19 protein-coding genes and 6 pseudogenes are annotated in these 22,912 nt (G+C 58.6%); 8 read left to right on the top strand and 17 right to left on the bottom strand.

Annotated features, from left to right (window positions below; translation table 11 throughout):
* Positions 1 to 61: 61 nt before the first annotated feature.
* The 6 genes and pseudogenes from ACSQ3F_RS27015 to ACSQ3F_RS26990 all read right to left on the bottom strand — a co-directional run bounded on the left by ACSQ3F_RS27015 (position 62) and on the right by ACSQ3F_RS26990 (position 4,320).
* Positions 62 to 868, bottom strand: coding sequence for an aspartate dehydrogenase domain-containing protein (locus tag ACSQ3F_RS27015; RefSeq protein WP_436103253.1), 807 nt, complete (start codon positions 866 to 868; stop codon positions 62 to 64).
* Positions 865 to 1,248: an NAD(P)/FAD-dependent oxidoreductase gene (locus ACSQ3F_RS27010; protein ID WP_436103252.1), complete on the bottom strand. Its 384-nt coding sequence runs from the start codon at positions 1,246 to 1,248 to the stop codon at positions 865 to 867. Before ACSQ3F_RS27010 ends, ACSQ3F_RS27015 begins: the two co-directional genes overlap by 4 nt.
* Positions 1,149 to 2,138, bottom strand: a pseudogene (locus tag ACSQ3F_RS27005) (NAD(P)/FAD-dependent oxidoreductase). Before ACSQ3F_RS27005 ends, ACSQ3F_RS27010 begins: the two are co-directional and overlap by 100 nt.
* Before the next feature lie 20 nt (positions 2,139 to 2,158).
* On the bottom strand, positions 2,159 to 2,884 hold the full coding sequence (locus ACSQ3F_RS27000; RefSeq protein ID WP_436103251.1) for an aspartate/glutamate racemase family protein: 726 nt from the start codon (positions 2,882 to 2,884) through the stop codon (positions 2,159 to 2,161).
* Between the two features lie 79 nt (positions 2,885 to 2,963).
* A pseudogene (locus tag ACSQ3F_RS26995) lies at positions 2,964 to 3,563 on the bottom strand (amino acid ABC transporter ATP-binding protein); the annotation flags it as partial.
* 49 nt (positions 3,564 to 3,612) lie between these two features.
* Positions 3,613 to 4,320, bottom strand: coding sequence for a TIGR01458 family HAD-type hydrolase (locus tag ACSQ3F_RS26990; RefSeq protein WP_436103250.1), 708 nt, complete (start codon positions 4,318 to 4,320; stop codon positions 3,613 to 3,615).
* 575 nt (positions 4,321 to 4,895) lie between these two features.
* Here ACSQ3F_RS26990 and ACSQ3F_RS26985 point away from each other — a divergent pair.
* The 3 genes from ACSQ3F_RS26985 to ACSQ3F_RS26975 are packed head-to-tail and all read left to right on the top strand — an operon-like array spanning position 4,896 to position 9,041.
* Positions 4,896 to 5,552, top strand: coding sequence for an ABC transporter ATP-binding protein (locus ACSQ3F_RS26985; protein ID WP_436103249.1), 657 nt, complete (start codon positions 4,896 to 4,898; stop codon positions 5,550 to 5,552).
* Positions 5,552 to 7,960, top strand: coding sequence for an ABC transporter permease (locus ACSQ3F_RS26980; RefSeq protein WP_436103248.1), 2,409 nt, complete (start codon positions 5,552 to 5,554; stop codon positions 7,958 to 7,960). The genes ACSQ3F_RS26985 and ACSQ3F_RS26980 overlap by 1 nt, the downstream gene beginning before the upstream one ends.
* Complete coding sequence (locus ACSQ3F_RS26975; RefSeq protein ID WP_436103247.1) at positions 7,950 to 9,041, top strand: lipocalin-like domain-containing protein; 1,092 nt, start codon at positions 7,950 to 7,952, stop codon at positions 9,039 to 9,041. Before ACSQ3F_RS26980 ends, ACSQ3F_RS26975 begins: the two co-directional genes overlap by 11 nt.
* Before the next feature lie 307 nt (positions 9,042 to 9,348).
* Here ACSQ3F_RS26975 and ACSQ3F_RS26970 read toward each other — a convergent pair whose 3' ends face one another.
* Entirely contained in the window at positions 9,349 to 9,576 is a 228-nt protein-coding gene (locus ACSQ3F_RS26970; protein ID WP_436103246.1) for a hypothetical protein, read from the bottom strand.
* Positions 9,577 to 10,356: 780 nt separating this feature from the next.
* On the opposite strand from ACSQ3F_RS26970, the gene ACSQ3F_RS26965 reads away from it, so the two are divergent.
* Positions 10,357 to 10,524: a hypothetical protein gene (locus ACSQ3F_RS26965; RefSeq protein WP_436083224.1), complete on the top strand. Its 168-nt coding sequence runs from the start codon at positions 10,357 to 10,359 to the stop codon at positions 10,522 to 10,524.
* Positions 10,525 to 10,906: 382 nt separating this feature from the next.
* Here ACSQ3F_RS26965 and ACSQ3F_RS26960 read toward each other — a convergent pair whose 3' ends face one another.
* Positions 10,907 to 11,182, bottom strand: a complete 276-nt coding sequence (locus ACSQ3F_RS26960) for a hypothetical protein (protein WP_436103245.1) — start codon at positions 11,180 to 11,182, stop codon at positions 10,907 to 10,909.
* Positions 11,183 to 11,316: 134 nt separating this feature from the next.
* Between ACSQ3F_RS26960 and ACSQ3F_RS26955 the strand changes: the two genes are divergently transcribed.
* A complete protein-coding gene (locus tag ACSQ3F_RS26955) occupies positions 11,317 to 11,490 on the top strand; it encodes a hypothetical protein (RefSeq protein WP_436103244.1) in 174 nt (57 codons plus the stop codon).
* Positions 11,491 to 11,808: 318 nt separating this feature from the next.
* Here ACSQ3F_RS26955 and ACSQ3F_RS26950 read toward each other — a convergent pair whose 3' ends face one another.
* From ACSQ3F_RS26950 to ACSQ3F_RS26935, 4 genes and pseudogenes are all read right to left on the bottom strand, one after another.
* Entirely contained in the window at positions 11,809 to 12,693 is an 885-nt protein-coding gene (locus tag ACSQ3F_RS26950) for a transglutaminase family protein (RefSeq protein ID WP_436103243.1), read from the bottom strand.
* Between the two features lie 339 nt (positions 12,694 to 13,032).
* Positions 13,033 to 13,302: a hypothetical protein gene (locus ACSQ3F_RS26945; RefSeq protein WP_436103367.1), complete on the bottom strand. Its 270-nt coding sequence runs from the start codon at positions 13,300 to 13,302 to the stop codon at positions 13,033 to 13,035.
* A gap of 768 nt (positions 13,303 to 14,070) precedes the next feature.
* Positions 14,071 to 14,274: a hypothetical protein gene (locus ACSQ3F_RS26940; RefSeq protein ID WP_436103242.1), complete on the bottom strand. Its 204-nt coding sequence runs from the start codon at positions 14,272 to 14,274 to the stop codon at positions 14,071 to 14,073.
* Positions 14,275 to 14,357: 83 nt separating this feature from the next.
* Positions 14,358 to 15,003, bottom strand: a pseudogene (locus ACSQ3F_RS26935) (Tn3 family transposase); the annotation flags it as partial.
* Between the two features lie 1,365 nt (positions 15,004 to 16,368).
* Here ACSQ3F_RS26935 and groES point away from each other — a divergent pair.
* The gene (groES, locus tag ACSQ3F_RS26930; RefSeq protein WP_436103241.1) at positions 16,369 to 16,665 is read left to right on the top strand and encodes a co-chaperone GroES; all 297 of its coding nucleotides are present in this window, start codon (positions 16,369 to 16,371) and stop codon (positions 16,663 to 16,665) included.
* Between the two features lie 66 nt (positions 16,666 to 16,731).
* Complete coding sequence (groL, locus tag ACSQ3F_RS26925; RefSeq protein ID WP_436103240.1) at positions 16,732 to 18,357, top strand: chaperonin GroEL; 1,626 nt, start codon at positions 16,732 to 16,734, stop codon at positions 18,355 to 18,357.
* A 191-nt stretch (positions 18,358 to 18,548) separates the two neighbouring features.
* Here the strand turns inward: groL and ACSQ3F_RS26920 are convergent.
* The 4 genes and pseudogenes from ACSQ3F_RS26920 to ACSQ3F_RS26905 all read right to left on the bottom strand — a co-directional run.
* Positions 18,549 to 19,052, bottom strand: a pseudogene (locus ACSQ3F_RS26920) (nucleotidyl transferase AbiEii/AbiGii toxin family protein); the annotation flags it as partial.
* Complete coding sequence (locus ACSQ3F_RS26915) at positions 19,033 to 19,752, bottom strand: DUF6088 family protein (protein WP_436103239.1); 720 nt, start codon at positions 19,750 to 19,752, stop codon at positions 19,033 to 19,035. The gene ACSQ3F_RS26915 and the pseudogene ACSQ3F_RS26920, both read right to left, overlap by 20 nt.
* Before the next feature lie 115 nt (positions 19,753 to 19,867).
* A pseudogene (locus ACSQ3F_RS26910) lies at positions 19,868 to 20,173 on the bottom strand (carbon-nitrogen hydrolase family protein); the annotation flags it as partial.
* A gap of 316 nt (positions 20,174 to 20,489) precedes the next feature.
* Positions 20,490 to 20,870 (bottom strand): hypothetical protein, encoded by a 381-nt coding sequence (locus tag ACSQ3F_RS26905; RefSeq protein WP_436103238.1) that lies wholly within the window; start codon positions 20,868 to 20,870, stop codon positions 20,490 to 20,492.
* A gap of 578 nt (positions 20,871 to 21,448) precedes the next feature.
* Here ACSQ3F_RS26905 and ACSQ3F_RS26900 point away from each other — a divergent pair.
* Positions 21,449 to 21,662, top strand: a pseudogene (locus tag ACSQ3F_RS26900) (Tn3 family transposase); the annotation flags it as partial.
* A gap of 32 nt (positions 21,663 to 21,694) precedes the next feature.
* On the opposite strand, the gene ACSQ3F_RS26895 reads toward ACSQ3F_RS26900, so the two are convergent.
* Positions 21,695 to 22,873, bottom strand: a complete 1,179-nt coding sequence (locus ACSQ3F_RS26895; RefSeq protein ID WP_436103237.1) for a M20 aminoacylase family protein — start codon at positions 22,871 to 22,873, stop codon at positions 21,695 to 21,697.
* Positions 22,874 to 22,912: the final 39 nt, after the last annotated feature.

The raw sequence follows: 22,912 nt of genomic DNA, 5'->3' as shown, positions 1-22,912 counted from the left end.
TCCTTCATGATTGTTCGAAAATTTGGATTTATGGGAGGTCGCGGCCTGCGCTGCCCTGACGTCAGGACCCGACGCGAATGGTGGCCACCCGGGAGCGCAGCGCCGCAAGAATGCTTGGCGCCACGATCCGGGACGTTTTGGGATTGGACGACGGCAGGTTCCGGCTTTCCATCGTCAGGCCGATCTCGTCACCCTCGATCTTGAGAAGATGGATGGCGCCGGGAATGTCGGGATCCATCCAGAGTTCGATCTCGGTCCGTTCGAAACCGATCCCGGCAAGGCTTATCGAAACCGCCACATTCAGATGCCGCGGAAAATGCTTGGCGGCAGCGGTCGCCGAACCTTTGAAGACGCGAATTGCCTCGGTCGGACGGCTCGTCCTGAAGTCAAAGCCCTGCTCGAGCACGAATGGTTCGTTGGCGAGGGATTCGGGCTTGACGCGTGCCTTGAGGTGGACGCTGTGCACCGTCCCCTCGACCGCGCTACGCAATATGTCGAGGCCGGGCATGGCGCCGGAGGCGATCTGCATCCTTGCTCCATGCTCCGCTGCAATCTGCTCCAAGTTCGGGACGTTCAGGAAACCGCCGGCGCTGACGCAGATCAGATCCCGTCCCCGCGCAAGAGCCGCGTCCACGATCTCGGGCAGGGCCGCGCCGGTGGCAGCCTCCACGACGACGTCGCAATGATCCGCAAGCTCGCCAAGTGGCATCACGAGATCTGCAACCCCCAGCGTCTCGGCATGAGCGCGCGCCTTCTCCAGGTTTCGCGCGGAAATGGCAGCCAGTCGGACCCCCGGTATTGCATTTGCAACCAGTGCCGCCGCAACCGTTCTGCCCGACGCGCCGAATCCTGCCAATCCAACCTTCATGATGTCTGTCCCTTCCAACGGAATCTGCGGGGCGAAAAAACGCCGATATTGATGTTCGTCGCCCGACCGGAAATCTGGTCGGCGACGATACGGCCTGTGACTGGCCCCGACGCGAAGCCAACATGCCCTTGACCGAAGGCATAGATGACATCAGGAAAGCGTGACGACGGCCCGATCACTGGCAACCCGTCCGGTGTCGATGGACGGTGCCCCATCCATCGCTCCATTTTCTGCGCAGGTGATCCGGCGAGGCCGGAATAAGTGCCTTTGGCATGCTCCATCAAGACATCCACCCGGCGCCAGTCCGGCGGGGCGTCGACCGTCGCCAGCTCGACCTGACCGGAGAGCCGAAGTCCCCTCGCTGTCGGCGTATTGGCCATTCTGCCGTCTGCGGGCATGACCGGATGAACGGGGCCAACCTCCGGCGCGATGATCTCGCCATGGTACCCCCCCGCTCTGACTCGAGCGGTATCGCGTCGCCACATATGCGGGCGAGCGCCTTCGACCAGATATCTGCAGCGATGACGACACGGTCGCAGGAAATCTGCGAAACATTGGTCTTCACGGCGATCAGACGTCCCTTTTCGAATACGAACCCGGTCGCTCTTGCCCGTGAAAGGTCGGCGCCGCGATCGATGGCGACCCTCATGATCCGGGCGACATACGACCCCGGATCGATGCAATGGGCGCCGTCTTCCACCAGAAGGCCCAGTCCATATCGTTTCGCCAGCCGGGGCTCCCGTTCCGCAAGCTCTGCACTGTCGAGTTCCCGCCAGGAGACCCCCGTCATCCGCCGGAGCTTCTACCCGAGGGCATCGGCCTCGAGTGCCTTGCGATCCGCATAGGCGTAGAGAAGCCCCTCCCGGCGAACGAGATCCGGCCGCCCGATCTCTGCGGCAAGCGCCTGATGACGTTGGGGGGCGTCACCCAGCAGCAATGCCAGGGCGGATGCCGTTGCCTCCACCTTGGAGACGGTCGATCCCGCGCGCAGGAACCGGACCAGCCAGGGCATTAGCTTGAAGATATACCGCCACCGGATGACCAGCGGACCGTTGGGGTTCAGCAGATATCCCGGCACCTGTCGCCATAGGCCGGGCATGGACATGGGTACCACGGACGCCGGACTGATCCAGCTGCCGTGCCCGTAGCTGGCGGCCTGCGGCCCTCCTGCTTCAGCGGGCTCGATGACCGTAACTTCGTGGCCGTCCCGCAGGAGTTCAAGCGCGCAGCTTGCTCCCACGATACCCGCGCCGATGACGACGATACGCATGTGTCAGCCCCTTCGGTTCTTCAGAGATACCGGCGGGGATTGGCTGCGCCGTAGAACGTGTTGATCAGTGTATTGATATCGAACACAGGAAGACCGGACTCTTCCGCGACGAATGACGAGAACAGGCACATGTTGGTGCATTCGAACAGGATCGCGCCCGGGTTCGGGCATGTGGCCATGAATTCCCGCGTCATTTCCAGCATCTCCTCCTTCAGGATATCGGTATCGAGCTCCGCCCGTCCGCCGATATAGGTCGCAGGGAATTGGGCATCGGGTTTCATGCCCTGTATCTGGGTGGGGATCGTCCTCATCGACCAGCCGACGCCGTTGAAATGCCGGTCGTTGAGATGATGCGCGCGTTCCGTGAACACACCGATCACCTTGCCGGAAGGCAACATGGTGTGAATGACCGGAGCCTGAAGTAGCGCCGAGGTGAAAACCGGTATATTGACCGCCGCAGCGATATCCTTCTGGAATGGCGCAAGAAAGCCGCAACTCGTGGTGATGGCCTTCACGCCCTCCGCCTCAAGCTCACGGGCCGCTTCGATGAACGGCGCGATCAGATCCACATCCGGTGCATCGCCCATGATCTTGCTGGTCACGGCGCCTTTAACGATCTTGTAGCGAACCGGGAAATCGAAGGAACGTGCATTGCCGATATCGCCGGCGGGCCGTGGAAACGTGGTATCCAGCATCAGGATGCCGATGTCCTGGCCGTAATTGGTAAAGCCGCCCTTGAGTATCATGTCTGTCTCCATTCGACTGGACACGGTTCTGCAGCGCGGCCGGGCGGCCGCTCAAAAACCATGCTTGATTGCGTATTCGTTAGTTGGCCTCGGCCCCTCGGTGAAAATGCGACAGGAAAGCGCGAGTATCGTCCTTCTGGGGTGTATCGATGATCTGACGCGCCGGCCCTTCCTCGACGATCGCTCCGTCGCGCATGAAGATGACCCGGCTGGCCACATCCCGCGCGAAGGCTATCTCGTGCGTGACGATGACCATCGTCATGCCCTCCGCCGCCAGTGCTTTCATCGTGCCGAGAACCTCACCGACGAGTTCCGGATCGAGCGCCGAGGTAGCTTCGTCGAACAGCATGACATCCGGCTGCATCGCCAGCGCTATCGCAACTCGCTGCTTTTGCCCTCCAGACAGCGTCTCCGGCTTTTGATGGGCGCGATCAGCAAGACCGACCTTGGCAAGCTGCTCGCGGGCGATGCGCTCCGCATCGGCTCGGCTCATCCTCTTCACCTGGACCGGCGCCTCCATCACATTCTGCAGCACGCTCATGTGCGGAAATAGATTGAAGTGCTGAAACACCATACCGGTGCGAGCCCTGAAACTCGCCAGTTCCCGATCTCCCGGAACCCTGCTTCCGGGGCCGAAATCAAACCGCGTCTCGCCAACCCGCAAGCTTCCGGCATTTGGGATCGTGCCACGCTATCTTGTTGAAACTGTTGTGGGCAGAATCTTACGATTAAATGCAAAACGACATCTCGTCGCCGCAGCGATATTTCCCGGTCCGAACGAGAATGCCCTTTCCGACACCCGCAGAAAGTGCGCCGGCGACATCGTTCTCCGCATCGTCGCCAACCATGGCGACATCGGCCGGATCGCAACCAGTGCTCGCCACAGCCGCGAGGAAGAATTCCGGCGACGGCTTGCCGAAAAGCCTCGCCTTCGTGCCACTGGCATATTCGAGCGCCTCGACGAAGGGGCCTGCGTCCAGACTGAGATGCCCGTCAATATCGCGGAACACCCGGTTGCGGGCAAGTGCTAGAAATGGTGCACCATTCTGCAGTTCGCGGAAGGCCACGTTCATATTGTCATAGGTAAAACGCTGAGCCGCATCGCCGAGGACGATCGCAACCGGTCCTTCAGTGCGGCAATCGGCGAAGTCTTCCTCAAGGTCGGGATGGACCAGCAAATGCGGCGCGTAACCGTTCTTATCCAGCCAGGCACGGGCGGCCGCAACGGGTGTGAACACCTCGTCCGGAGCCGCGCTGATGCCGAAGGACTGGAGTTGATGAATAAGCTGCCGTTTGGATTGTCGCGTTGTGTTTGTCAGGAACCTGATAGAGATTTCGGCAGCGCGCAGGTGCGACATTGACTCGACGGCCCCAGGCATCGCCGCGTAGCCATCACAAAGCACGCCGGAGATATCCAGCAGGACGCCTTTGATCATGAGAGAATACTGCATGAGCGCGAAGGGTCGGTCAATGACTGTGGATCGGATGCTACTCAATCGGTCCGATAGGGAAGGTCAAGGCGCCATGATTTCCGTGGGCCACGGTTTATCGCCAATCTCACCCCCAGGGGCACAAGCGTGATGGTGTCAGGACCAATCGAAAAGATCGAGTTCGTGTACTTCGCGTCTTGCACGGCGCCCAGATGTGGCCCGAAGACATCACGACGGAATAACCTCAAACCACGCTCCTCACCCTGACCAGCATCACTGCGATGCATCAATGACTGCATGAAATCAGGTTCGTTACGCCGCTGGTCGGTGGTCCAGTTCGATTCCCGTCGTGAGTCTCCCAACCGGAACGGCGTCTCCTATAAGCGGCCGCACGGTTTCACATCAATTTAGGAGCTTGTCGGCCCCCTTCAACGGTATCTCGAGCCCATAATGTCCTTGGCCGCGTCCTCGTTTTATGCTGAAGCAATCGGCGCGTGGTTTTCCTTATGGTCATGGCTTCTCAGAGTTTCGACCTGTATCGATGACGGAATTGCGTGTGATCGGGCAACGATAGGAGCTCCATGATCCTCGTGCTGCAAAGTGTTTCAAAATCCTACCAGACTGCAGAAGGTCCGCTTGAGGTTCTGCACGACGTCAACCTTTCGCTGGAGACCGGAAGAAGCCTTGCGCTGACAGGCGAGTCCGGCAGCGGAAAGAGCACGCTCCTGCACCTTGCCGCGGGCCTTGATCAACCCGATTCCGGCCGGATTGAGATCGCCGGGCAGGAGATTTCGCGGCTCGGGGATGTCGGACGCGCAGCCCTCCGCCGTTCCGTGGTCGGGCTGGTGTTTCAGCAGTTCAACCTGATCCCGTCGCTGGATGTTGCCGCGAACCTTGCCTTTCATACGCGTCTTGCCGGTCGGTACGATCCCGTGTGGCAAACGGAACTGACGGAACGGCTTGGGCTAGGTGCCCTGTTGATGCGCTATCCGGAACAGCTATCCGTCGGTCAGCAGCAGCGCGTAGCGATCGGGCGGACGCTGGCCGCACGGCCAAAACTTGTATTGGCCGACGAGCCAACCGGCAATCTGGACGAAACGACCGGCGATGCAGTTCTGGCGCTAATGCTGTCGCTGGTGACCGAGACCGGGGCAGCCCTGCTGATGGTTACGCATTCCATGCGGCTTGCCGAACGACTGGATGCCCGCGTACACCTTCGCTCCGGACGGATTGCGTGATGTGGCGCGCCGCCATGTCTGCTTTGCTGTCCCATTGGCGGCGCCGACCGATGCAGCTGGTCATGCTGCTGATGGGCCTGTCGCTGGCGACGGCGCTGTGGTCCGGGGTTCAGGCGATCAATGCCGAAGCCCGTGCTAGCTATGATCGCGCCGCTTCAATTCTCGGCAAGGACCGGCTGGAGCAACTGGTGCACGCGGACGGCGGAGTGATCCCGCAGCACGTTTTTGTCGAACTCCGTCGGGCAGGGTGGCTGGTGTCACCCGTCATCGAGGGACAGCTACGTGTCGGCGCAACCCGGTTGCACGTGATCGGCATCGAACCGCTGAGCCTGCCGGTTGAAGCGCAGCAGGTCGATCTCGGAAGCGGCGACGGTCTGCTTCAGTTCATCATGCCGCCGGGGCTCATCTACGTTTCGCCCGAAACCGCGCGGCAGTTGTCGGGTCAACAACTGCCGCCAATACGCACTGCGGCCAATATACTGCCTGGCACCGCCATAACAGACATCGGGATTGCGCAGAGACTTCTCGAAAAGCCCCGGCAGATCAGCCGGCTGATCCTCTCCCCGGACCAGCCGGAAGACCGCACGTCACTTGCGGCAATCGCGCCTAAACTGGTGCTGAAGAAACCAGATGCGCAAGGCGATCTGGCAAGGCTAACAGACAGTTTCCATCTGAACCTGACCGCATTTGGCTTTCTTGCCTTCGCCGTCGGCCTCTTCATCGTCTATTCCGCAATCGGCCTTGCCTTCGAACAGCGCCGTCCGACCTTCCGCACACTTCGTTCGCTAGGATTATCGGCGCGCGCTCTGACCGGTCTTCTTCTGGCCGAACTCATCATGCTTGCGCTGGTGGCCGGCATCGTCGGCGTGGCGATCGGCTATCTTGTGGCCTCGTTCCTCCTTCCGGGCGTCGCGGCCACCCTGCAGGGACTTTATGGTGCAAGCGTACCCGGCACGCTCACGCTGCGTCCGCAATGGTGGGTGACAGGTCTGGGGATCGCCGTGTTCGGCACGCTCGTTTCCGCTGCGCAAAGCCTTTGGCGGGTGTGGCGTATGCCGTTGCTGGCGCCGGCGCAGCCGCGCGCCTGGGCGCGCGCCTCGGAAACCGCACTGCGGTTCCAGGCATTTGCTGCTCTTGGCCTGTTTGCGACGACGATCGGGCTCGGCCTGTGGGGGTCAGGGCTGGTCGTGGGGTTTTCCGTTCTTGGCGGTTTGCTGCTGGGGGCTGCGCTGCTGCTGCCTGTGGTCCTCGCGCTCTTCCTGGCTCTGATGCAGCGATGGGCATCCAGGCCCGTCGCGCAATGGTTCTGGGCCGATACACGCCAGCAGCTTCCAGGTCTTTCGCTGGCTCTGATGGCGCTGCTCCTGGCTCTCTCGGCCAATGTCGGCGTGGGCACGATGGTATCGAGCTTCCGCCTGACCTTCACCGGCTGGCTGGATCAGCGGCTGGCCGCCGAGCTTTATGTGACCGCGCGTAGCGAGATTGAGGCGCAGGCGCTGCGCCAGTGGCTCCGCCCCAAGGTGGACGCGGTGCTGCCGATCTGGAGCGTGAATGGCGTGGTCAACCAGCAACCGGCGGAAATCTACGGCATGGCGGATCATTCGACCTATCGTGACAACTGGCCACTGCTTGAGGCGCTCCCCGACGTCTGGGATCGGGTTGCGCGCGGCGAGGCCGCGCTGGTCAACGAACAGCTAGCACGCCGCGACAACCTCGTTGTCGGCGACAGGCTCCTTCTGCCCGGAGACTGGGACACTCTGTTAGCAGGCGTCTATTCCGATTACGGCAATCCGACGGGACAAGTGATCGTCGGTATCGATGCGCTGATAGCGCATTATCCGGATGTGTCGCGGCTTCGATATGGTCTGCGTCTGTCGCCGCCGGAAGCGGCGGGTCTCGCCATTGAGCTTCGCAACGCGTTCGATCTTCCGCCCCAAAATCTCGTCGATCAGGCGAGCCTGAAGCGGCGGTCGCTGCAGATCTTCGAGCAGACGTTTGCCGTAACCGCCACGTTGAATGTGCTAACGCTCGGCGTCGCGGGTCTGGCGATGTTCGCAAGCCTGATGACACTTTCGGGCATGCGGTTGCCGCAGCTTGCACCGATCTGGGCGATGGGGTTGACACGACGACATCTGGTTCTCCTCGAACTGGCGAGAACGATGGTTCTTGCCGTCATCACCCTGGTCGCGGCACTGCCAGTCGGTCTTGGCCTCGCCTGGATTCTGCTTGCTATCGTCAATGTCGAGGCATTCGGATGGCGGCTGCCGATTTATCTGTTCCCCGCGGACTGGCTGCGCCTCGGCGCGCTGGCGCTTGCTGCCGCCCTGCTTTCGGCGCTAATCCCGCTGCGGCGGCTGGCTGCGATTGCGCCCTCCGACCTTCTTAAGGTGTTTGCCAATGAACGCTAAGCCTTGGCTTTTATGCCTCTGCGCCATCGCTCTCATGCTGAGCGGTGTCGCCTTGCGAAGCCCGGTCAAGGCGCAAGGATTTGCCGGCCTCGGCACGACGGCGGAAGGTTTCACGCTTCCCCGGCCAGGTATCTCGTTCAGCTTCCCGGTCGATCATGGGCCGCATCCTGACTACCGCATCGAGTGGTGGTATCTGACCGCCAACCTCGAGGCGGCTGACGGCACCAAATATGGCGTGCAGTGGACGCTTTTCCGCTCGGGCCTTGTGCCCGGCGAGAAGAACGGCTGGTCGAGCCCGCAGGTCTGGATGGGGCATGCGGCGGTGACGACGCCGGAAAAGCATTACTTTGCCGAGCGCCTTTCCCGCGGCGGAACCGGACAGGCTGGCGTCACTGCCGCACCTTTCGAGGCATGGATCGACGACTGGCGGATGCAGCGCCTTTCACCGGCTTCCCCCGGTAACGTCGACGAGCTATCCGAAGCCGTGCTTCACGCCTCGGGCAAGGACTTCCGCTATGACCTCCAGCTTCAGGCTAGAGGTCCGATCGTGGCCCAGGGACAGGGCGGATATTCGGTGAAGTCTGCCGCGGGGCAAGCCAGCTATTATTACTCGCAGCCATTCTACACCGTCGACGGTATGCTCGCGCTTCCCGAAGGGGAAATCGCTGTTACCGGTCAGGCATGGTTGGATCGGGAATGGTCGTCACAGCCGCTTGCGGCGGATCAAACAGGTTGGGACTGGTTCTCGCTGCATTTTGAATCCGGCGAAAAGTTGATGGGTTTTCGACTGCGCGACAGCGGCCAAGGCTACACGTCCGCTACCTGGATTTCAGCGGATGGAAAGCCGGCGGCGCTGGCTCCGGGAGAACTCAAGGTAATACCGCTCGAAACGGCCGATGTCGCCGGGCGCAAGATCCCTATCGTATGGCGTATCGAGCTGCCATCTCTTGGGTTGGATGTGACGACGAGTGCGCTAAATCCACGGGCCTGGATGGCAACGCGGACGCCCTATTGGGAAGGACCGATCCGCTTCGAAGGCACGCATGGCGGCCGGGGCTATCTCGAAATGACTGGATATTGAGAGGCAGATCTAGTGTGTAGCCATTCTCTACCACGATCTCATCGGCAAACCCCCTTCCGTCTATGGATGGGAAAGCCTGTGCCGGGCCCACGTTTGAAACGGCAGTGGCCAGCGAAAGCCCAAGGATTGCCCGAATCTTCATTTGCGTCACCAAGCCTTTCGAAAAGCAAAACGGTTGAAACGTTGTTTTGTGCCGCTTCAAGACGGGGTAACGGCATCGTATCGGCGCAACCAGAAACGAGCGGACTATCGACGCTTCCAGCGCAGCTCCGTACTGTCGCCAACCGATCTGCCTGACAAGATGCCATCACGTCGCGGTTTTGGCGCTGGCGCTGATGTTTTGCATATCAAGCAAATACTGCTCAACATCTCCGTTGCATGCCTCTTTCAGTTCAGCAACGGAATAACCGGCAGCTTCTGCCTTCAGCCAAAGTGCTTTCGCTTCAAGTTGAAGATCGGCCTTTTGTTCGCGATGTTTCTGGAATCTGACAAGTTCCGGAATTCTAGATTCCAACCATTCCTTGATGCTTTGCATGTTCCCGCTCCTATCAAGGCACAGAAACAGAGTGCAATCCATCGAAGGCAAATCAGTTACGGCGCCCGGATCTCCTGTGATCGAATACCCGGCGCTGAGGGTGGGGAACGCTGATTTCACGACAGTTCCGCGGAGCAGCGAGGTGACAACAAAAAAGGCCGGGGCGAAACCGCACCGACCTTCCTCATTATCGCTTCTACACCAGTGCCAGTACATCCGTGGTCAAAAGTCTTAAGCGATATCCGGTCATTGCGAGCTTCCGCGAATTTGGGTGGGACGCTCAAGTAGCAATGCCGATGACCGGTATATAGGTGGCCATTATGTTCAAAACAAGTTGGCCAGTTCGGAAGTCCTCTTACGACAAGGGCGAGTAGCTCTCCTGCTCTGGATCGTCCTTGTCGTTGCCAACGCCGAGAAGTGTGATCAACGCTTGGCGCTCGGGGCTCATCGACCCCGCATTCAGAAAAGCCTGAACGTCGGTTCGCGTTTCATGCCCCCCGGATGAGTCGTTCGCCCTGTGAAGCACGAACGTTCTCCGGGTTGCCTCGTCCGTGCCGAGGTACCACCGATCGCCGTTGGAGCTAGAAGCGAATTGCTGAAGGTTTTCCATAGTCCACATTCCCTCGTTAAGAGAGATATGGTGCAGTCGGACAGATTTGCGAGGGGAGCGATCCGTGCCGGTCCCGGCCATCCATCGCTGACCTTCAGCGCACGATCGGACAAGGCGAGACAGGAACTTTCCCCGCCCATCATCAGTTATGGCCTCCAAGGAGGTATGACATGGATTACGCTACCTGGATGTTTGCACTGCTCGTTGGAACCACTGTCATCGGTTCTGCGATCGCATATGGCGTCTTTAGCAATCGCCGATGCACTTCCGAAATGAAGCCGACCAAGCAGGACAAGATCGATGAGATGGCTTGGCGAAAAGAACTGCTTCGCGAGTAGATACCGCGCCCGCCCCCGCGCCATCAAAGCGGCTGAGCGACAATGAGAGCACGTACTTTACTCCTCGGCATTGTGGTTGGGCGTCGGCATGCTCAGCCTGCTTTTCCGCTTGGCCCTCAGGCCCTTCCCGATCGTTGCTCAGAGGCCTCGGATTTGCGCATAGGCCGACACAACGAGCAAAAGAATTAATCAAGCCGTCAAACCCATGCGGACCCTCTGGGCGAGGAAACCAGTCACGGCGCGAAACAGAAAGAAGACGCCCAATGCGGAGTAGATCACATGTTCCGTATTCATGCTGCCTCCTCTTCGCGTCGCGCTGGCGTCGGTAGCGATAATCACCCTTATCGCTACCGACCATCGGACTTTATGCGCAATATGCACGCTACCCGGCCTCCGGCGCATCATTCACCGTCGTCCATGTCAGCGACCACTCGTCCTTGCTGCCTTCGTTGTGAACGTAACGGCCGTGCCCGGCGATTTCGTCTCCGTGGGTACTCATTACTACCCAATGGGGTGGAGCTATCCCCGGAAGTTCCAATGCGCGAAGAACGTCCTCCAGTTCGTCCAACGTGGTGACCTTGTGGATGTCTTGACGGCCACTCGCCTTAATCGTCCAGGCATAGTGCGCCACGGTGGTGTCGCGGTCGATTTTCATCATATCCTCCTTTCGCACTAGAATATCAGGAGGGGTAATTTGTTCCTTGGGGCCATGATTCGCTTCGCGGTTACTGATGTTCTTTACCGCGACAACTCCGACTGTGTTAAAGTCAGCATTTGGGACTGGAGATTGTCATGCCCGAGCGGAACAAGCTCTACGAAAGCGATGTCATCACCCTTCATGCAGTCCCTTTGATTGGCTTGCTTAGCCTGCAATGTGAACATGGCCCAATCGAGATTGCGATCAATCGTGTCGCTGCAGAGACCCTGCGAAAGGCTCTGGGGCGGTTTCTTGTCAAAGCTGATTAACCTGTCCAACGGCTGCGCGGTCTTTGGTCGCATCCATTTCAAGTATAATGCACCATGTCACCCCGCCTAGTTGTCTCTCTACTACTTGTCGCCCTATCTGGCGTTTTGGGGAGGGCATTTCGCCCGCCACAAGGCGAGATTAGCCCGTATTATCTGTCGTCGACAACATGTCCCGACGGCAAGCCTGAGAGCACGTCCCAATTCTAGATGAGCACTCTCAGCATCCGTTGGCGAAGGGAGGAACGCCGCCTCGATTATCACCCCGCTGGTCGGGATTATCATCACCGAGCCTCCGAGGAAGGAGGCTGTCGGCGGCGGCTACGCCGACGTGTCTGCAAGCGCGCTCGAAACCGAGACATCGACCCGCATTCCGTTGAAAGAACCAGGCATACCGACAAAGCTACCTGACACGGGTACGACCTGTGCTATATCGCGGGCAACTGCCACGGGAATTAGATTGAAGCCGCCGACGCTTCGGTTCGTCGGATCGAAGGTGATCCAGCCCGCCCCCGGCACATAGACCTCCGCCCAAGCATGGGTGGACCCGGACGAAATCGAAGCCGCTTGCTCTGTGTCAGGACTGTAGAGGTATCCGGAGACTAATCTCGCACCGAAACCAAGGCTTCGCGCCGCATCGACAAAGAGCACTGCGAAATCGCGGCAGGTTCCCCAGCCGCGATCGATCGTTTGGAGAGGCGCCAGCGTGCCTTCCTCGTCCCTGCTCTGGTATGCGATCCATCCGGTGATGCCAACGCTCAAATCCTTGAGCAGCGACAGTGTGTCTGTTCCGGGCCCGGCGACAAAGGCGGATGCCCATCTCTGCAGGCGACGGTTTGGATCCGCATAGCTCGGCACGGTTAGCGTGCCGAGATCCTGCCATTCGTCCGCCGAATGCAGGAAGGGATAGGAAGTTGCAGAGGGCGCGATCGTGAAGATTGGCCAGGGCGCGGCATTGAGCTCGACTTCGCAGTCGCTTGTGACTATCAAGCGGTCGGTGAGTTGGAAAAACGAAGCGGTCGCCACAGCATTGCCGAAAACGTCGCTGGCCCATGTCAATGTTGCAGAAGGTGATGTCTCGATGCTGCTCGTCTTCACGCGCACATCGCGGCTTTCCCTAGGCCGCAGCATCAGGCGGTGCGGCGAGAGGCTTACGAGCCGATCGTAAGAGTAGCTCGTCAAATGGCGGATGCGGACAGTTGACAAGGCACCGTTACTGCGTGTTGAGAAGATAAACCGCCAGCGCGGCCACCATCTTGTCAGGGCGAATTATCCGCAGCGTGCCGAATTTCGAGGCTTTATCCTTCATAACTTGGCTCGGTGGCGGCGGTTGGGACCCAGCTCAAATTGTCCTCCTTGGATACCCGCTCTTGCCCGAGCTCGTCGTTGCGAAGACGATATTGCGGAGAAAGATCCATTACCGGGAGAAGTGTTATTACCCGGTACGTCTCGGCCGCGACTGGGGAGAGCCCAGCTCGGCTTAGGAGCCGAACCTCTGCGCCGACTGCAAATTTGTGACGGGCCATGCCCCACCTGCCTTTCTAACTATCGTCCCTCGCCCATGCCATCACGCCGCAGCATCTCTTCGAGCGCCTCGGCATCGACCGGAAACATGCAAGAGACCTGGCCGTTTTCCGGCGTCGCCGGTATGGTGATGAAGGTAGCGACACGGCGATAGGCGAGCCAGGAAAGACCCTCAATCAATTCTTCGTCCTCGTTTACTTCATAGTCGCCAGGCGCCAGCGGAACATCGAGGCCATCCAGCGATGCCGGCGCGTTGAAATGAATGGTTCGGTGTGTCGTCCGTGTCATCATGATCGTAGTGGTTTCCATGCGGCCGTCTCAAACGAGGTCGCGTTGACTTGGCCCGAGATGCTGAGACTCGTGCCGCGCGTTGACAGCTTCAAGCGCTCCGAGAAACTCGCCATAACCGGGAACACTCTCAAGGCAGCTTTACTGCGCCGCCTTCGTTCTCCCAAGACGCTAGCGCAGTTGCGTCTTCGTGTTTCCGGCGTCGCACCGTTTGTGGATAGTTCTGTGAAGCGATAGAGCCCGCAAGGACTCTACGAATGATTGCAACCTCTTCTGGACCAGTTCGTCCCTCAGAGGCCCGCATATCTGACGTGGAATAGTTTGCGCGTTTGAGAATTCGCCGCAATACGAGGCTCCCGCGGTTTGTGGTAGATGCGGCTCTCAAGGTCGGAATTTTCACCATAGCCATCCCTCAAGCACCACATACAAGATGAAGGCGAGGCTAAACACGGCCACGGTTCGAAAGGCCGTATCCCTATAGTCGTGGTCGCGAAGTTGTCTAAATGCGGAAGACATCACGTCCTCCCTATGTGTTGGGGCAGGGGGAATAACCCCCAAAGCGACAGCGCCCGTATTGAATAGCTGCCAGAAACGCAACAGTGCGCTTTCCTGATAATATTAGCAAATATCAAATTATATTCTGCCGGAGCCTGACAATCAGCCTAGCAACTTTCTCGAGGCGGATCGCCCATCCCAATCGTCGACCGCAAGGTGATCGCAGCAGCGCCATTTGCGATCCGCGACCGCGCTTCTTTCCGAACGATGCGTCCTTCACGCGTCCTTCCTATTTTCGATCGCCAGTTCCATCACCAAATCCGCGACTTCGACGAGTGCCGCTGCCGCCTCTTCACGCGTCCATCCGGCGTGGATTGCTTCTTCCATGACCTGTTGGATCTTGTTCTCAATCGCTTCCTGACAATCGAGAAATCGGTCGTCGTAGTCGCCATCCTGCTTCGGGGTTTTGATCGGCTGCATGTTGGTTCCTCCGGCCGGCGACGGGACAGTATGTGCCAATAAGAATTGCCAGCACGATCTCGTCCTCCTCACGCCTGCCTTCTCTAATATACCGCAAAAGATACCGGATGTGCCGGTGAAGATAATTGTTCGGCATGCGGCCAATTCACGAGGACAAGGAGCGTATCAATCGGCCTAGCTAAAGAAACCCGTATGCGCGCCAGAAGTTCGGGCGGCACATCAAGTCCTTCGTTCCGTCGCTCTACGACTGCCCGGCCGAGATGAACGGTATTCCAGTAGATGATGACCGCCGAAACCAGGTTGAGCCCGGCGATCCGATAGTGCTGGCCTTCTGTGGTGCGATCACGGATTTCACCTTGGCGACCGATGCGAAGCGCATTCTTGAGCGCATGGTGGGCCTCGCCCTTGTTGAGGCCGATCTGGGCGCGGCGCTGCATGTCCGTGTCGAGAATCCATTCGATAATGAACAGCGTGCGCTCGATGCGACCGACCTCGCGCAACGCAGCCGCCAGATCATTCTGGCGGGGGTAGGAGGCAAGCTTGCGGAGCAACCGGCTCGTCCTGATCTTGCCGGCCGCCATGGTGGCGGCACAACGGAACAGGTCAGGCCAGTTTGCAATGAACAGTTCGTCGCGAATTTTGCCACCGACCAGCTTGCGCAGGTCTTTGGATGTCCCTAAGGGATCGAAACACGTAGAGGCGCTTCGAGGGCAGATCGCGGATGCGCAGGACCAGCCGATACCGAAGCCGGACTCGGCGCTGCTAGTGGTCGAGCAGGCTGCTTCGACATAGGCGCGGGCGCGGTAGGTCCATCAAGAGGGGCAGGAAATGGCAGGCCGGTGGTGGCGCGATCTTTACAATATCGGAACCGCTGCTTGTGATGTAGTGCATGCTCGTGTGAAGGGGCAGTGTCCGGCGTCTGCAGGAAAATGCGGGCCAATGCCTCGATCAGGAGCAGAGTCGATGGCCACTTGCGCGGCTTGCGGGGTTGAACGGCAGTGCATCGTACTCGGTTCCTTCGTTGATTCCCACGGATTGAAGCACCGCTTTGATCTCGTGCACATGGCGTCCGGTGATTGCGAAATCGACGTCATGAAATTTCTCCTGTTGAGACAGGCCGAACGGTACGAATTTTCGTTTGTTCAGTGACCGTCGAATGCTTGATCGGGCAACACGCTACGGAGGCTGATCAGTATCAATGGCTTATTGGCTTTTTGCCAACGCGTTCCCTTCGAAAGCCCTTAGTTCGTCATACAACGCCTCGACGGTGACGGCAGCGAGGTCGGCTGATGCGGCGTAGCCTTGCGAAGCAATGGCAGTTTCGCTCCTGATATTCGACCAATGCCACAACCCCTTGAACCGTGGTCGTGGCTCCAGAAATATCCGCCCGATCAGGATCTCTCCGTCGAAGCCGATGAAATCATTTTCCGGAGAGAGCTCCAGCGGCCGCCATTGATATCGTGGTCGCGTAATTTCAGATGATCTCACAGGCGTTATCTCCCCGGCTGGGCCGCGTTCTTGGAAGCCTCGGCGGCCGCTGGGCTTCTTGGTACAAACCCGCGCGCGTTTAGTCGCCCGCGGACTTCTTCGCATCCGGAAACTTCGTGGTGTCGGGTTTGCCTGGCGCAGGGGCAGCGGGTTGCTTCTTCTCTTCAGCTTCAGTCTTTGGGCGAAACTTAATCATCTCAATGATCCTTTGGTCGCGCTTCAGGAAACTGACGGCGCGCGTCGTCACATGTGAATTGGTGGACGTAAAAGGAAGGTCAGCCGAACAAGTTCTCTAGAAATATGCCTCGTGTAGCGCCAGATAGGCGCCAAGCATCAAGAACAACGCCAATGTCCACTTGATGAGAAAAAGCACGTAGTCAAAGTGATAAAAGGAATCGAAGAACGATTTCATTGCAGGCCTCCCGTATTAATCGGATAGCCGCGTCTCTCTAGCATACTAAACCGGGTCGATGTTTTAAATATTTGGCTACACCGGATTATCATTGTCGCCTGCTGCCGAATGATCGCTAGCACTCTAAGGTAGAGAGTGCTACTGTTATTCGATGGGAGAAGCCATTCGGCTACGATCCCGCTAAGGAACCCAAAATGGCTGATACCAAATTTCGTCCGCTGCACGATCGCGTCGTCGTGCGCCGTATCGAGGCTGAAGCAAAGACCAAGGGCGGCATCATCATTCCGGATACCGCCAAGGAAAAGCCGCAGGAAGGCGAAATCGTTGCCGTCGGCACCGGCGTTCGTGACGATAGCGGCAAGCTGATCGCGCTCGACGTCAAGGCTGGCGACCGCATTCTGTTCGGCAAGTGGTCGGGCTCGGAAGTCAAGCTCAACGGCGAAGAGCTTCTGATCATGAAGGAAGCCGACATCATGGGCGTCATCGGCTGATCCTGGCCGGTTCCCTTCTCCACAATTCCATAAAACCAATTGGGCACCAGCCCGGGAGTTTTTAAAATGGCAGCCAAAGAAATCAAGTTCGGCCGCACCGCGCGCGAAAAGATGCTGCGTGGCGTCGACATCCTCGCAGACGCCGTCAAGATAACGCTGGGTCCCAGGGGCCGTAACGTCATCATCGACAAGGCCTATGGCGCACCACGCATCACCAAGGATGGTGTGACTGTCGCCAAGGAAATCGAGATCGAAGACAAGTTCGAGAACATGGGCGCCCAGATGGTCCGCGAAGTTGCTTCGAAGACCAACGACATCGCCGGCGACGGTACGACGACTGCAACGGTTCTCGCCCAGGCGATCGTTCGCGAAGGCACAAAGGCTGTTGCCGCCGGCATGAACCCGATGGACCTGAAGCGCGGCATCGATCTTGCAGTGACAGAAGTGGTCAAGGGTCTTGTCGCCAAGGCCAAGAAGATCAGCACTTCGGAAGAAGTGGCCCAGGTCGGCACGATCTCCGCCAATGGCGAAACGGAAATCGGCCAGTACATCGCTGACGCGATGCAGAAGGTCGGCAATGAAGGCGTCATCACGGTTGAAGAAGCCAAGACCGCCGAAACCGAACTCGAAGTCGTCGAAGGCATGCAGTTCGACCGTGGTTATCTGAGCCCGTATTTCGTCACCAATGCCGAGAAAATGGTTGCCGAACTGGAGGACGCCTATGTTCTCCTTCACGAGAAAAAGCTTTCCAACCTGCAGGCCATGCTCCCGGTTCTCGAAGCCGTCGTTCAGACCGGCAAGCCGCTCCTGATCATCTCGGAAGACGTCGAAGGCGAAGCGCTTGCAACGCTCGTTGTCAACAAGCTGCGTGGTGGCCTGAAGATTGCTGCCGTCAAGGCTCCGGGCTTCGGCGATCGCCGCAAGGCCATGCTGGAAGACATCGCCATCCTGACCGGTGGCCAGGTCATCTCCGAAGACATCGGCATCAAGCTGGAAAACGTCACGCTCGAAATGCTCGGCCGCGTCAAGAAGGTGACCATTACGAAAGAGAATACCATTCTCGTCGATGGTGCCGGCAAAAAGCCGGAGATCGAGGGTCGTGTTGCCCAGATCAAGGCTCAGATCGAAGAAACAACCTCCGACTACGACAAGGAAAAGCTGCAGGAGCGCCTGGCCAAGCTTTCGGGCGGCGTCGCCGTGATCCGCGTCGGCGGTGCGACTGAAATCGAAGTCAAGGAAAAGAAGGATCGTATCGACGACGCGCTGAATGCGACACGCGCTGCGGTCGAAGAGGGTATCGTTCCCGGCGGCGGCACGGCGCTTCTGCGTGCCTCGATCGTTCTCGACATCAAGGGTGCCAACGACGACCAGACGGCGGGTATCAACATCGTCCGCAAGGCGCTTCAGTCGCTGGTTCGCCAGATAGCTGAGAACGCCGGTGACGAAGGTTCGATCGTGGTCGGCAAGATCCTCGAAAGCAACACCGACAACTACGGCTACAACGCCCAGACCGGCGAATATGGCGACATGATCGCCATGGGTATCGTCGATCCGGTCAAGGTTGTTCGCACGGCCCTGCAGAACGCAGCTTCGGTTGCCGGCCTGCTCGTGACCACCGAAGCCATGATTGCAGAACTTCCGAAGAAAGATGCTGCCGGCGGCGGCATGCCTGACATGGGCGGCATGATGTAACGGGTTTCATTTCGGAACCACGGTCGTCATTCGATGCGAAGAGGGATCCGGCCAACCGGATCGCTCTTCGCGACGCATCGGCAATGCTCCCGGACTGAATCTCTATTCTCGATGTGCCGTTGAACGCCGAAAGGCAGGTTACGCACGGCTGCTTCGACATAACCGCCGCTCGTATCAAACACGCTCTTTTATCGGAGAACCAGAATGTCGAGAGCGTCCTTCTTGCGATAGGCGTCGTAGCCGAAGTCGAGTGTGAAATGCCCGGCGTGTCCGGTCTCTCCTTCGATGGTGGCAATTTCGTTGCTCAGCAAGTCTCTGAGAGGACCGGCGATATATTGTCGTGCTGCCTCGTCGACCTGATCGGCAAGCGTCTTCTGTTGCTGATTGACGGAGGGTAGAGCCGCTATCTCGGCCTCAAGCGGCACCTTCAGGTCCGCCTTGTAGATGCCGATGTCGATATCCTCGGAAAAGCGTCGGATCAGACCATACGCCTTGCTTAGGCTGGTGCCGCCCTTGAAGTAAAGGCGTACGGGATCAGCCGTGCGCCGATTGAATAGAAAGTCGAGCACCCAACAGACATATAGATCCTTTTCAATGTTCTCAGCTCGTGTTTCCAGATCGGAAGCCACGGCCGAAAAGAGCGCCCTGCGCTCATCCACGGTCGAGCGGAGGATTTCAATGAACGCCTGTTTCATGCTTTTCCAGTGTTTCGTGGGTTGAGACGCGCGGAGCACGGATTATCGCGTCCACGGCCGAATACATCCAGGCGGGAATGGCGTGGATGTTTTCGCGCAGGTCCTGGACGATCGCCTCCCGGTGCGGGTTTTGCGCCAGGTGGCGCGCGATACCCTCGACAACGATGTCCAAGTTGGATCGTCCGTCCCGGAACCAATTGAGCGCCTGGACTACACGCATTGCCGGTCGTCCCGCCCAAAAAGCGGTCTTTGCCGAGATGCGCTTGAAATCCAGCGTATAGATAACCGGTTTCGTCGCATTCGGGTCGCTGGCATTGGCTTCGATCTCGATCGGCCTTGGATACGTGTCGGCGTAGATCGTCGAGCGCGCCGGGACGGCTGTCGTTAGACCAAGGTCGTTGGCGGCGGTCATGCCGTCCACGCATACCCGTAGCTTGTCGCGCCGGGCAATCGCATCGATGAATGAGGCCCGCGGCGGAAAGACCATCTTGCCGGTCAATTGGCTGGTGGTTGGCTTGTCGTACAGGCCTCGGTGAGGGCGACGAATAGCGCCTCGGTTGGTAAGCCGCTGCAGTCCCTTTTCGACAGCGTTGGGGGTTCCGATATCCAGGAAATCGGCACGCGACCAGACGCCGGCAGGTGCGGCCTTGGCAATACGGTCGTGAATGCGCTCCAGTGTATCGGATGTGGGATCAGGCATAACAGCGCCTCCTTCTGACCGTAAAATATATACAAATTTTGGTCAGTAGCAAGGGTTGACTCGGTTACTGACCAAAATTTGCATCAAAATATTGGTCAGTATGAAAAGCAGCGCCCTCTGCCCCGCTGGCGTGAAGCGCCGAAATGTCACGGGGATCGTTGAACAGTGATGTTTGCGCTACAGCCAACCGTATTGAACGGATCGCGGGATTGTCCGCTGGCTGACGGATGTGTTGGAGAGCTGCGGTGTAAGATTCGCCGGTTTTGGTTGCGCGAGCGCGTACACGGCGTTTGAGATTTCCATTTTGCGTCATTGTCAGGCCTTTCACGTCCCGGACGCAGTTCCCCAGCAACCCGCCCGAAACGATCGGACCAAGATAGTGACCTGAGACGAAAGTCCCTTTGCCTCCGTTCAAGACCATGCTGGGGAAGGTCTGGGAGGTTAGGCGCAGGCCACGCCACACTCAGGATGTCGGTCCAATGCCGATTCGTCAATCTGTCGCAAAAATCCCGATTAAAATCGCTTTTCTGCGACCGATTTTTTGCAACAACCAATCTCGATTGTCACGATGTACTGTCGTCGTTCGCCAAGTTGGCCTTTTTCGCAGCTTCGGGCCGACAGGGCCGAGTTAAAGGCAACTCGAAAGCCGCGTTAGCCCGGCGGCGTTATCGGCGCTCACGGCCGTCTCAATCCGTCGTCTCTGGCAGACTACGATAAGCCTCACCCTTGCAACAGAACTATTGGACCCTCTGCCCCGTAAAGCGATCTCGTCCGTGCCAAAACTCGCAAACTGGACACCATTCGCCTTCGTAATCGATCCCTTCTTGGTGAGGGCACCCAATGATGCCATCGGTCATCACGACGGATCGCGCCTGATGCTCCTCGATAAATTCGAGTATCTCACGGGCAATGCCGGGGTCGGCGCGGACATCGCCACGTTCCACTTTCCAGTCGCGCAACTCTTCCACGGCTGCATTCTCGGATGGGACGATGCCAACAGCGACCTTTGTCGCTTGGCTCAGGTCCGGACCGTAGAAGGCAATCGTCGCAATTGGCCATCCCCGCAATCCCTTCCGGGCTTTCTTACTCAGGCGCTTGAGAAACCGATCTTCCAACATGTTTGCGCTTTCGCGACCACTGCGTTCACGATTGATCTTGGCGATCTGCGGGAATGTAGGAAATTATTTCCCATTGCGCTATCGCCATTCCTGTTCCCTTCAGAAATTGACAATGGGCTCCCGAAACCGGCCTACCGGATATCTGTGTGCCAATAATGCACTGAGGCTCCTGATCACTCTGGCAGATTGTGTCATATCGCTCTGACTGGTCTCCGTCTTTAAGACCAATCAGATATGCGTGCGCCATGTCGAAGCTCTGGTGCCGGCGAACGACGACGGAGCAGCGATTGCCGGCGGCGATCGAGCGGACCTGCTTCATTTTGCCAAGATCCGGGTAGGGCGAGCGATCTGGAGAAAGAGTGTGCACCTAGTCGCGCAGCGCCGCTCGATAGATTCTCGGAAAAGTAATATTCAGCTGTGTGCACCCGTTAGAGGTCGGAATTGGCGCCGAATGATGTGTCAAAGGGCATGCAAAACCGCGTCGGCCGAAGATGCAGCATTGGGGAAGGTGATTACGTTCGTTTTCGGGCCTGCGGCGGCTACGACAACCGGCTGGGGCTCCGCTTCTTCGGACGCTTGTCCACCGCCGTTTCATCCATGCGCCGGCGTTGAGGGAGGCGTGCGCACGAGTTGCAAACGCGACACTGGCGATCCGCAGTGCTGCAGTATGGGGAGACGCGGGCACGGCATGCACGTTACGGCGGGCGTGGCGTCATGATCTACTGGCATGTCGAGAAGCGCGCGACTTGCGTTTATTCACAGCTCAAGCGGTGCTCTTCCTCGGAGGTATCCCACACATTGAGGTAAAGGCTTCCCGGACAGCATTAGCTTAGGAACCTTTCTGTCAAACGGGACCAAAGTGCCGCGCCGACGATCAGATTTTCATCGGCAAAATCGAATTTCGAGCTGTGGAGAATTTCTGAGCTCATTCCATTGCCGAGGCGAAGGAAGCTTCCCGGCTTGTGCTCCAGAAAATAGGCGAAGTCCTCGCTTCCGGGGATCAGATGGCATGTCGAAACATTGTCTGTGCCGACGAGTTCCTCTGCCACGCTGCGGGCGAATTCCGTCTCTTCTTCCGAATTGACGACGACCGGGTAGCCGTGGAGGTAGGCGACTTCGGCACTCGCGCCATGCCCCTCCGCAACGGCGGTCGTAAGTTTGCGAATCCGGGTTTCGAGTATCTCCCTTATTCCCGGCTCGAAGGACCGGACGCTCAGCGAAAGCGTCGCCGTATTCGGAATGACATTGGACGCTTCGCCGGCATGGATGGAGCCGACTGTGATAACAGCCGTTTGTGTCGGATCGACATTCCGGGAAACAATCGACTGCAATGAAACGACGAGATTGCAGGCAGCAACAACCGGGTCGACCGTCAAGTGCGGCCGGGACGCGTGTCCACCTTTCCCGGTGATGGTGATCTTCACCGTATCTGCTGCTGCCATCAAAGGCCCGCTCCGCATTAACCAACTGCCTGCCGGCGCGCCTGGGTGATTGTGCAACCCGAAGATCGCATCGCAGGGGAAACGCTCGAACAGTCCATCGGCAATCATTGCTTGAGCACCGCTGCCGACACCCGCCTCCTCGGCAGGTTGGAATATAAGATTGACCGTCCCGTCGAAGCGCCGGGTGCGCGCAAGGTATTCGGCAGCCCCCAGCAACATGGTGGTGTGGCCATCATGGCCACAGGCATGCATCTTGCCGGGGGCTTTGCTCGCATAAGCAAGGCCCGTCTCCTCCGCGATCGGAAGCGCATCCATGTCGGCGCGGATGGCGATGCTCTTGGTGCCGGTTCCCACCTTGAGACGAGCAACGACGCCATGGCCGCCAACATTGCGGGCAACTTCGTAGCCCCACCCTTCGAGCTTTTCCGCAACGAAACGCGCCGTGTCGGCCTCTTCGAAAGAAAGCTCCGGATGGGCGTGAAGATAGTGCCGCGTGGTGAGCAGCTGCTCCTCTAACGGTTCGAAATCAGAAATGCGGGCAAAGGCATTGTCGCGTGTCATCGAATATTCCAATCATTGAACAAGGAGGCGCCGCAGCAC

This window comes from Pararhizobium sp. LjRoot238, assembly GCF_964252955.1.
Lineage (GTDB): Bacteria > Pseudomonadota > Alphaproteobacteria > Rhizobiales > Rhizobiaceae > Pararhizobium.
Note: the sequence above shows the minus strand (reverse complement) of the source record. Positions and strands in the feature narration are given on the sequence as shown.

Excerpts from the sequence above, each read along its gene's own strand:
- ACSQ3F_RS27015 (WP_436103253.1), bottom strand. The coding sequence starts at position 868 with ATGAAGGTTGGATTGGCAGGATTCGGCGCGTCGGGCAGAACGGTTGCG.
- ACSQ3F_RS27010 (WP_436103252.1), bottom strand. The coding sequence starts at position 1,248 with ATGGCCAATACGCCGACAGCGAGGGGACTTCGGCTCTCCGGTCAGGTC.
- ACSQ3F_RS27000 (WP_436103251.1), bottom strand. The coding sequence starts at position 2,884 with ATGATACTCAAGGGCGGCTTTACCAATTACGGCCAGGACATCGGCATC.
- ACSQ3F_RS26990 (WP_436103250.1), bottom strand. The coding sequence starts at position 4,320 with ATGATCAAAGGCGTCCTGCTGGATATCTCCGGCGTGCTTTGTGATGGC.
- ACSQ3F_RS26985 (WP_436103249.1), top strand. The coding sequence starts at position 4,896 with ATGATCCTCGTGCTGCAAAGTGTTTCAAAATCCTACCAGACTGCAGAA.
- ACSQ3F_RS26980 (WP_436103248.1), top strand. The coding sequence starts at position 5,552 with ATGTGGCGCGCCGCCATGTCTGCTTTGCTGTCCCATTGGCGGCGCCGA.
- ACSQ3F_RS26975 (WP_436103247.1), top strand. The coding sequence starts at position 7,950 with ATGAACGCTAAGCCTTGGCTTTTATGCCTCTGCGCCATCGCTCTCATG.
- ACSQ3F_RS26970 (WP_436103246.1), bottom strand. The coding sequence starts at position 9,576 with ATGCAAAGCATCAAGGAATGGTTGGAATCTAGAATTCCGGAACTTGTC.
- ACSQ3F_RS26965 (WP_436083224.1), top strand. The coding sequence starts at position 10,357 with ATGGATTACGCTACCTGGATGTTTGCACTGCTCGTTGGAACCACTGTC.
- ACSQ3F_RS26960 (WP_436103245.1), bottom strand. The coding sequence starts at position 11,182 with ATGATGAAAATCGACCGCGACACCACCGTGGCGCACTATGCCTGGACG.
- ACSQ3F_RS26955 (WP_436103244.1), top strand. The coding sequence starts at position 11,317 with ATGCCCGAGCGGAACAAGCTCTACGAAAGCGATGTCATCACCCTTCAT.
- ACSQ3F_RS26945 (WP_436103367.1), bottom strand. The coding sequence starts at position 13,302 with ATGATGACACGGACGACACACCGAACCATTCATTTCAACGCGCCGGCA.
- ACSQ3F_RS26940 (WP_436103242.1), bottom strand. The coding sequence starts at position 14,274 with ATGCAGCCGATCAAAACCCCGAAGCAGGATGGCGACTACGACGACCGA.
- groES (WP_436103241.1), top strand. The coding sequence starts at position 16,369 with ATGGCTGATACCAAATTTCGTCCGCTGCACGATCGCGTCGTCGTGCGC.
- groL (WP_436103240.1), top strand. The coding sequence starts at position 16,732 with ATGGCAGCCAAAGAAATCAAGTTCGGCCGCACCGCGCGCGAAAAGATG.
- ACSQ3F_RS26915 (WP_436103239.1), bottom strand. The coding sequence starts at position 19,752 with ATGCCTGATCCCACATCCGATACACTGGAGCGCATTCACGACCGTATT.
- ACSQ3F_RS26905 (WP_436103238.1), bottom strand. The coding sequence starts at position 20,870 with ATGTTGGAAGATCGGTTTCTCAAGCGCCTGAGTAAGAAAGCCCGGAAG.
- ACSQ3F_RS26895 (WP_436103237.1), bottom strand. The coding sequence starts at position 22,873 with ATGACACGCGACAATGCCTTTGCCCGCATTTCTGATTTCGAACCGTTA.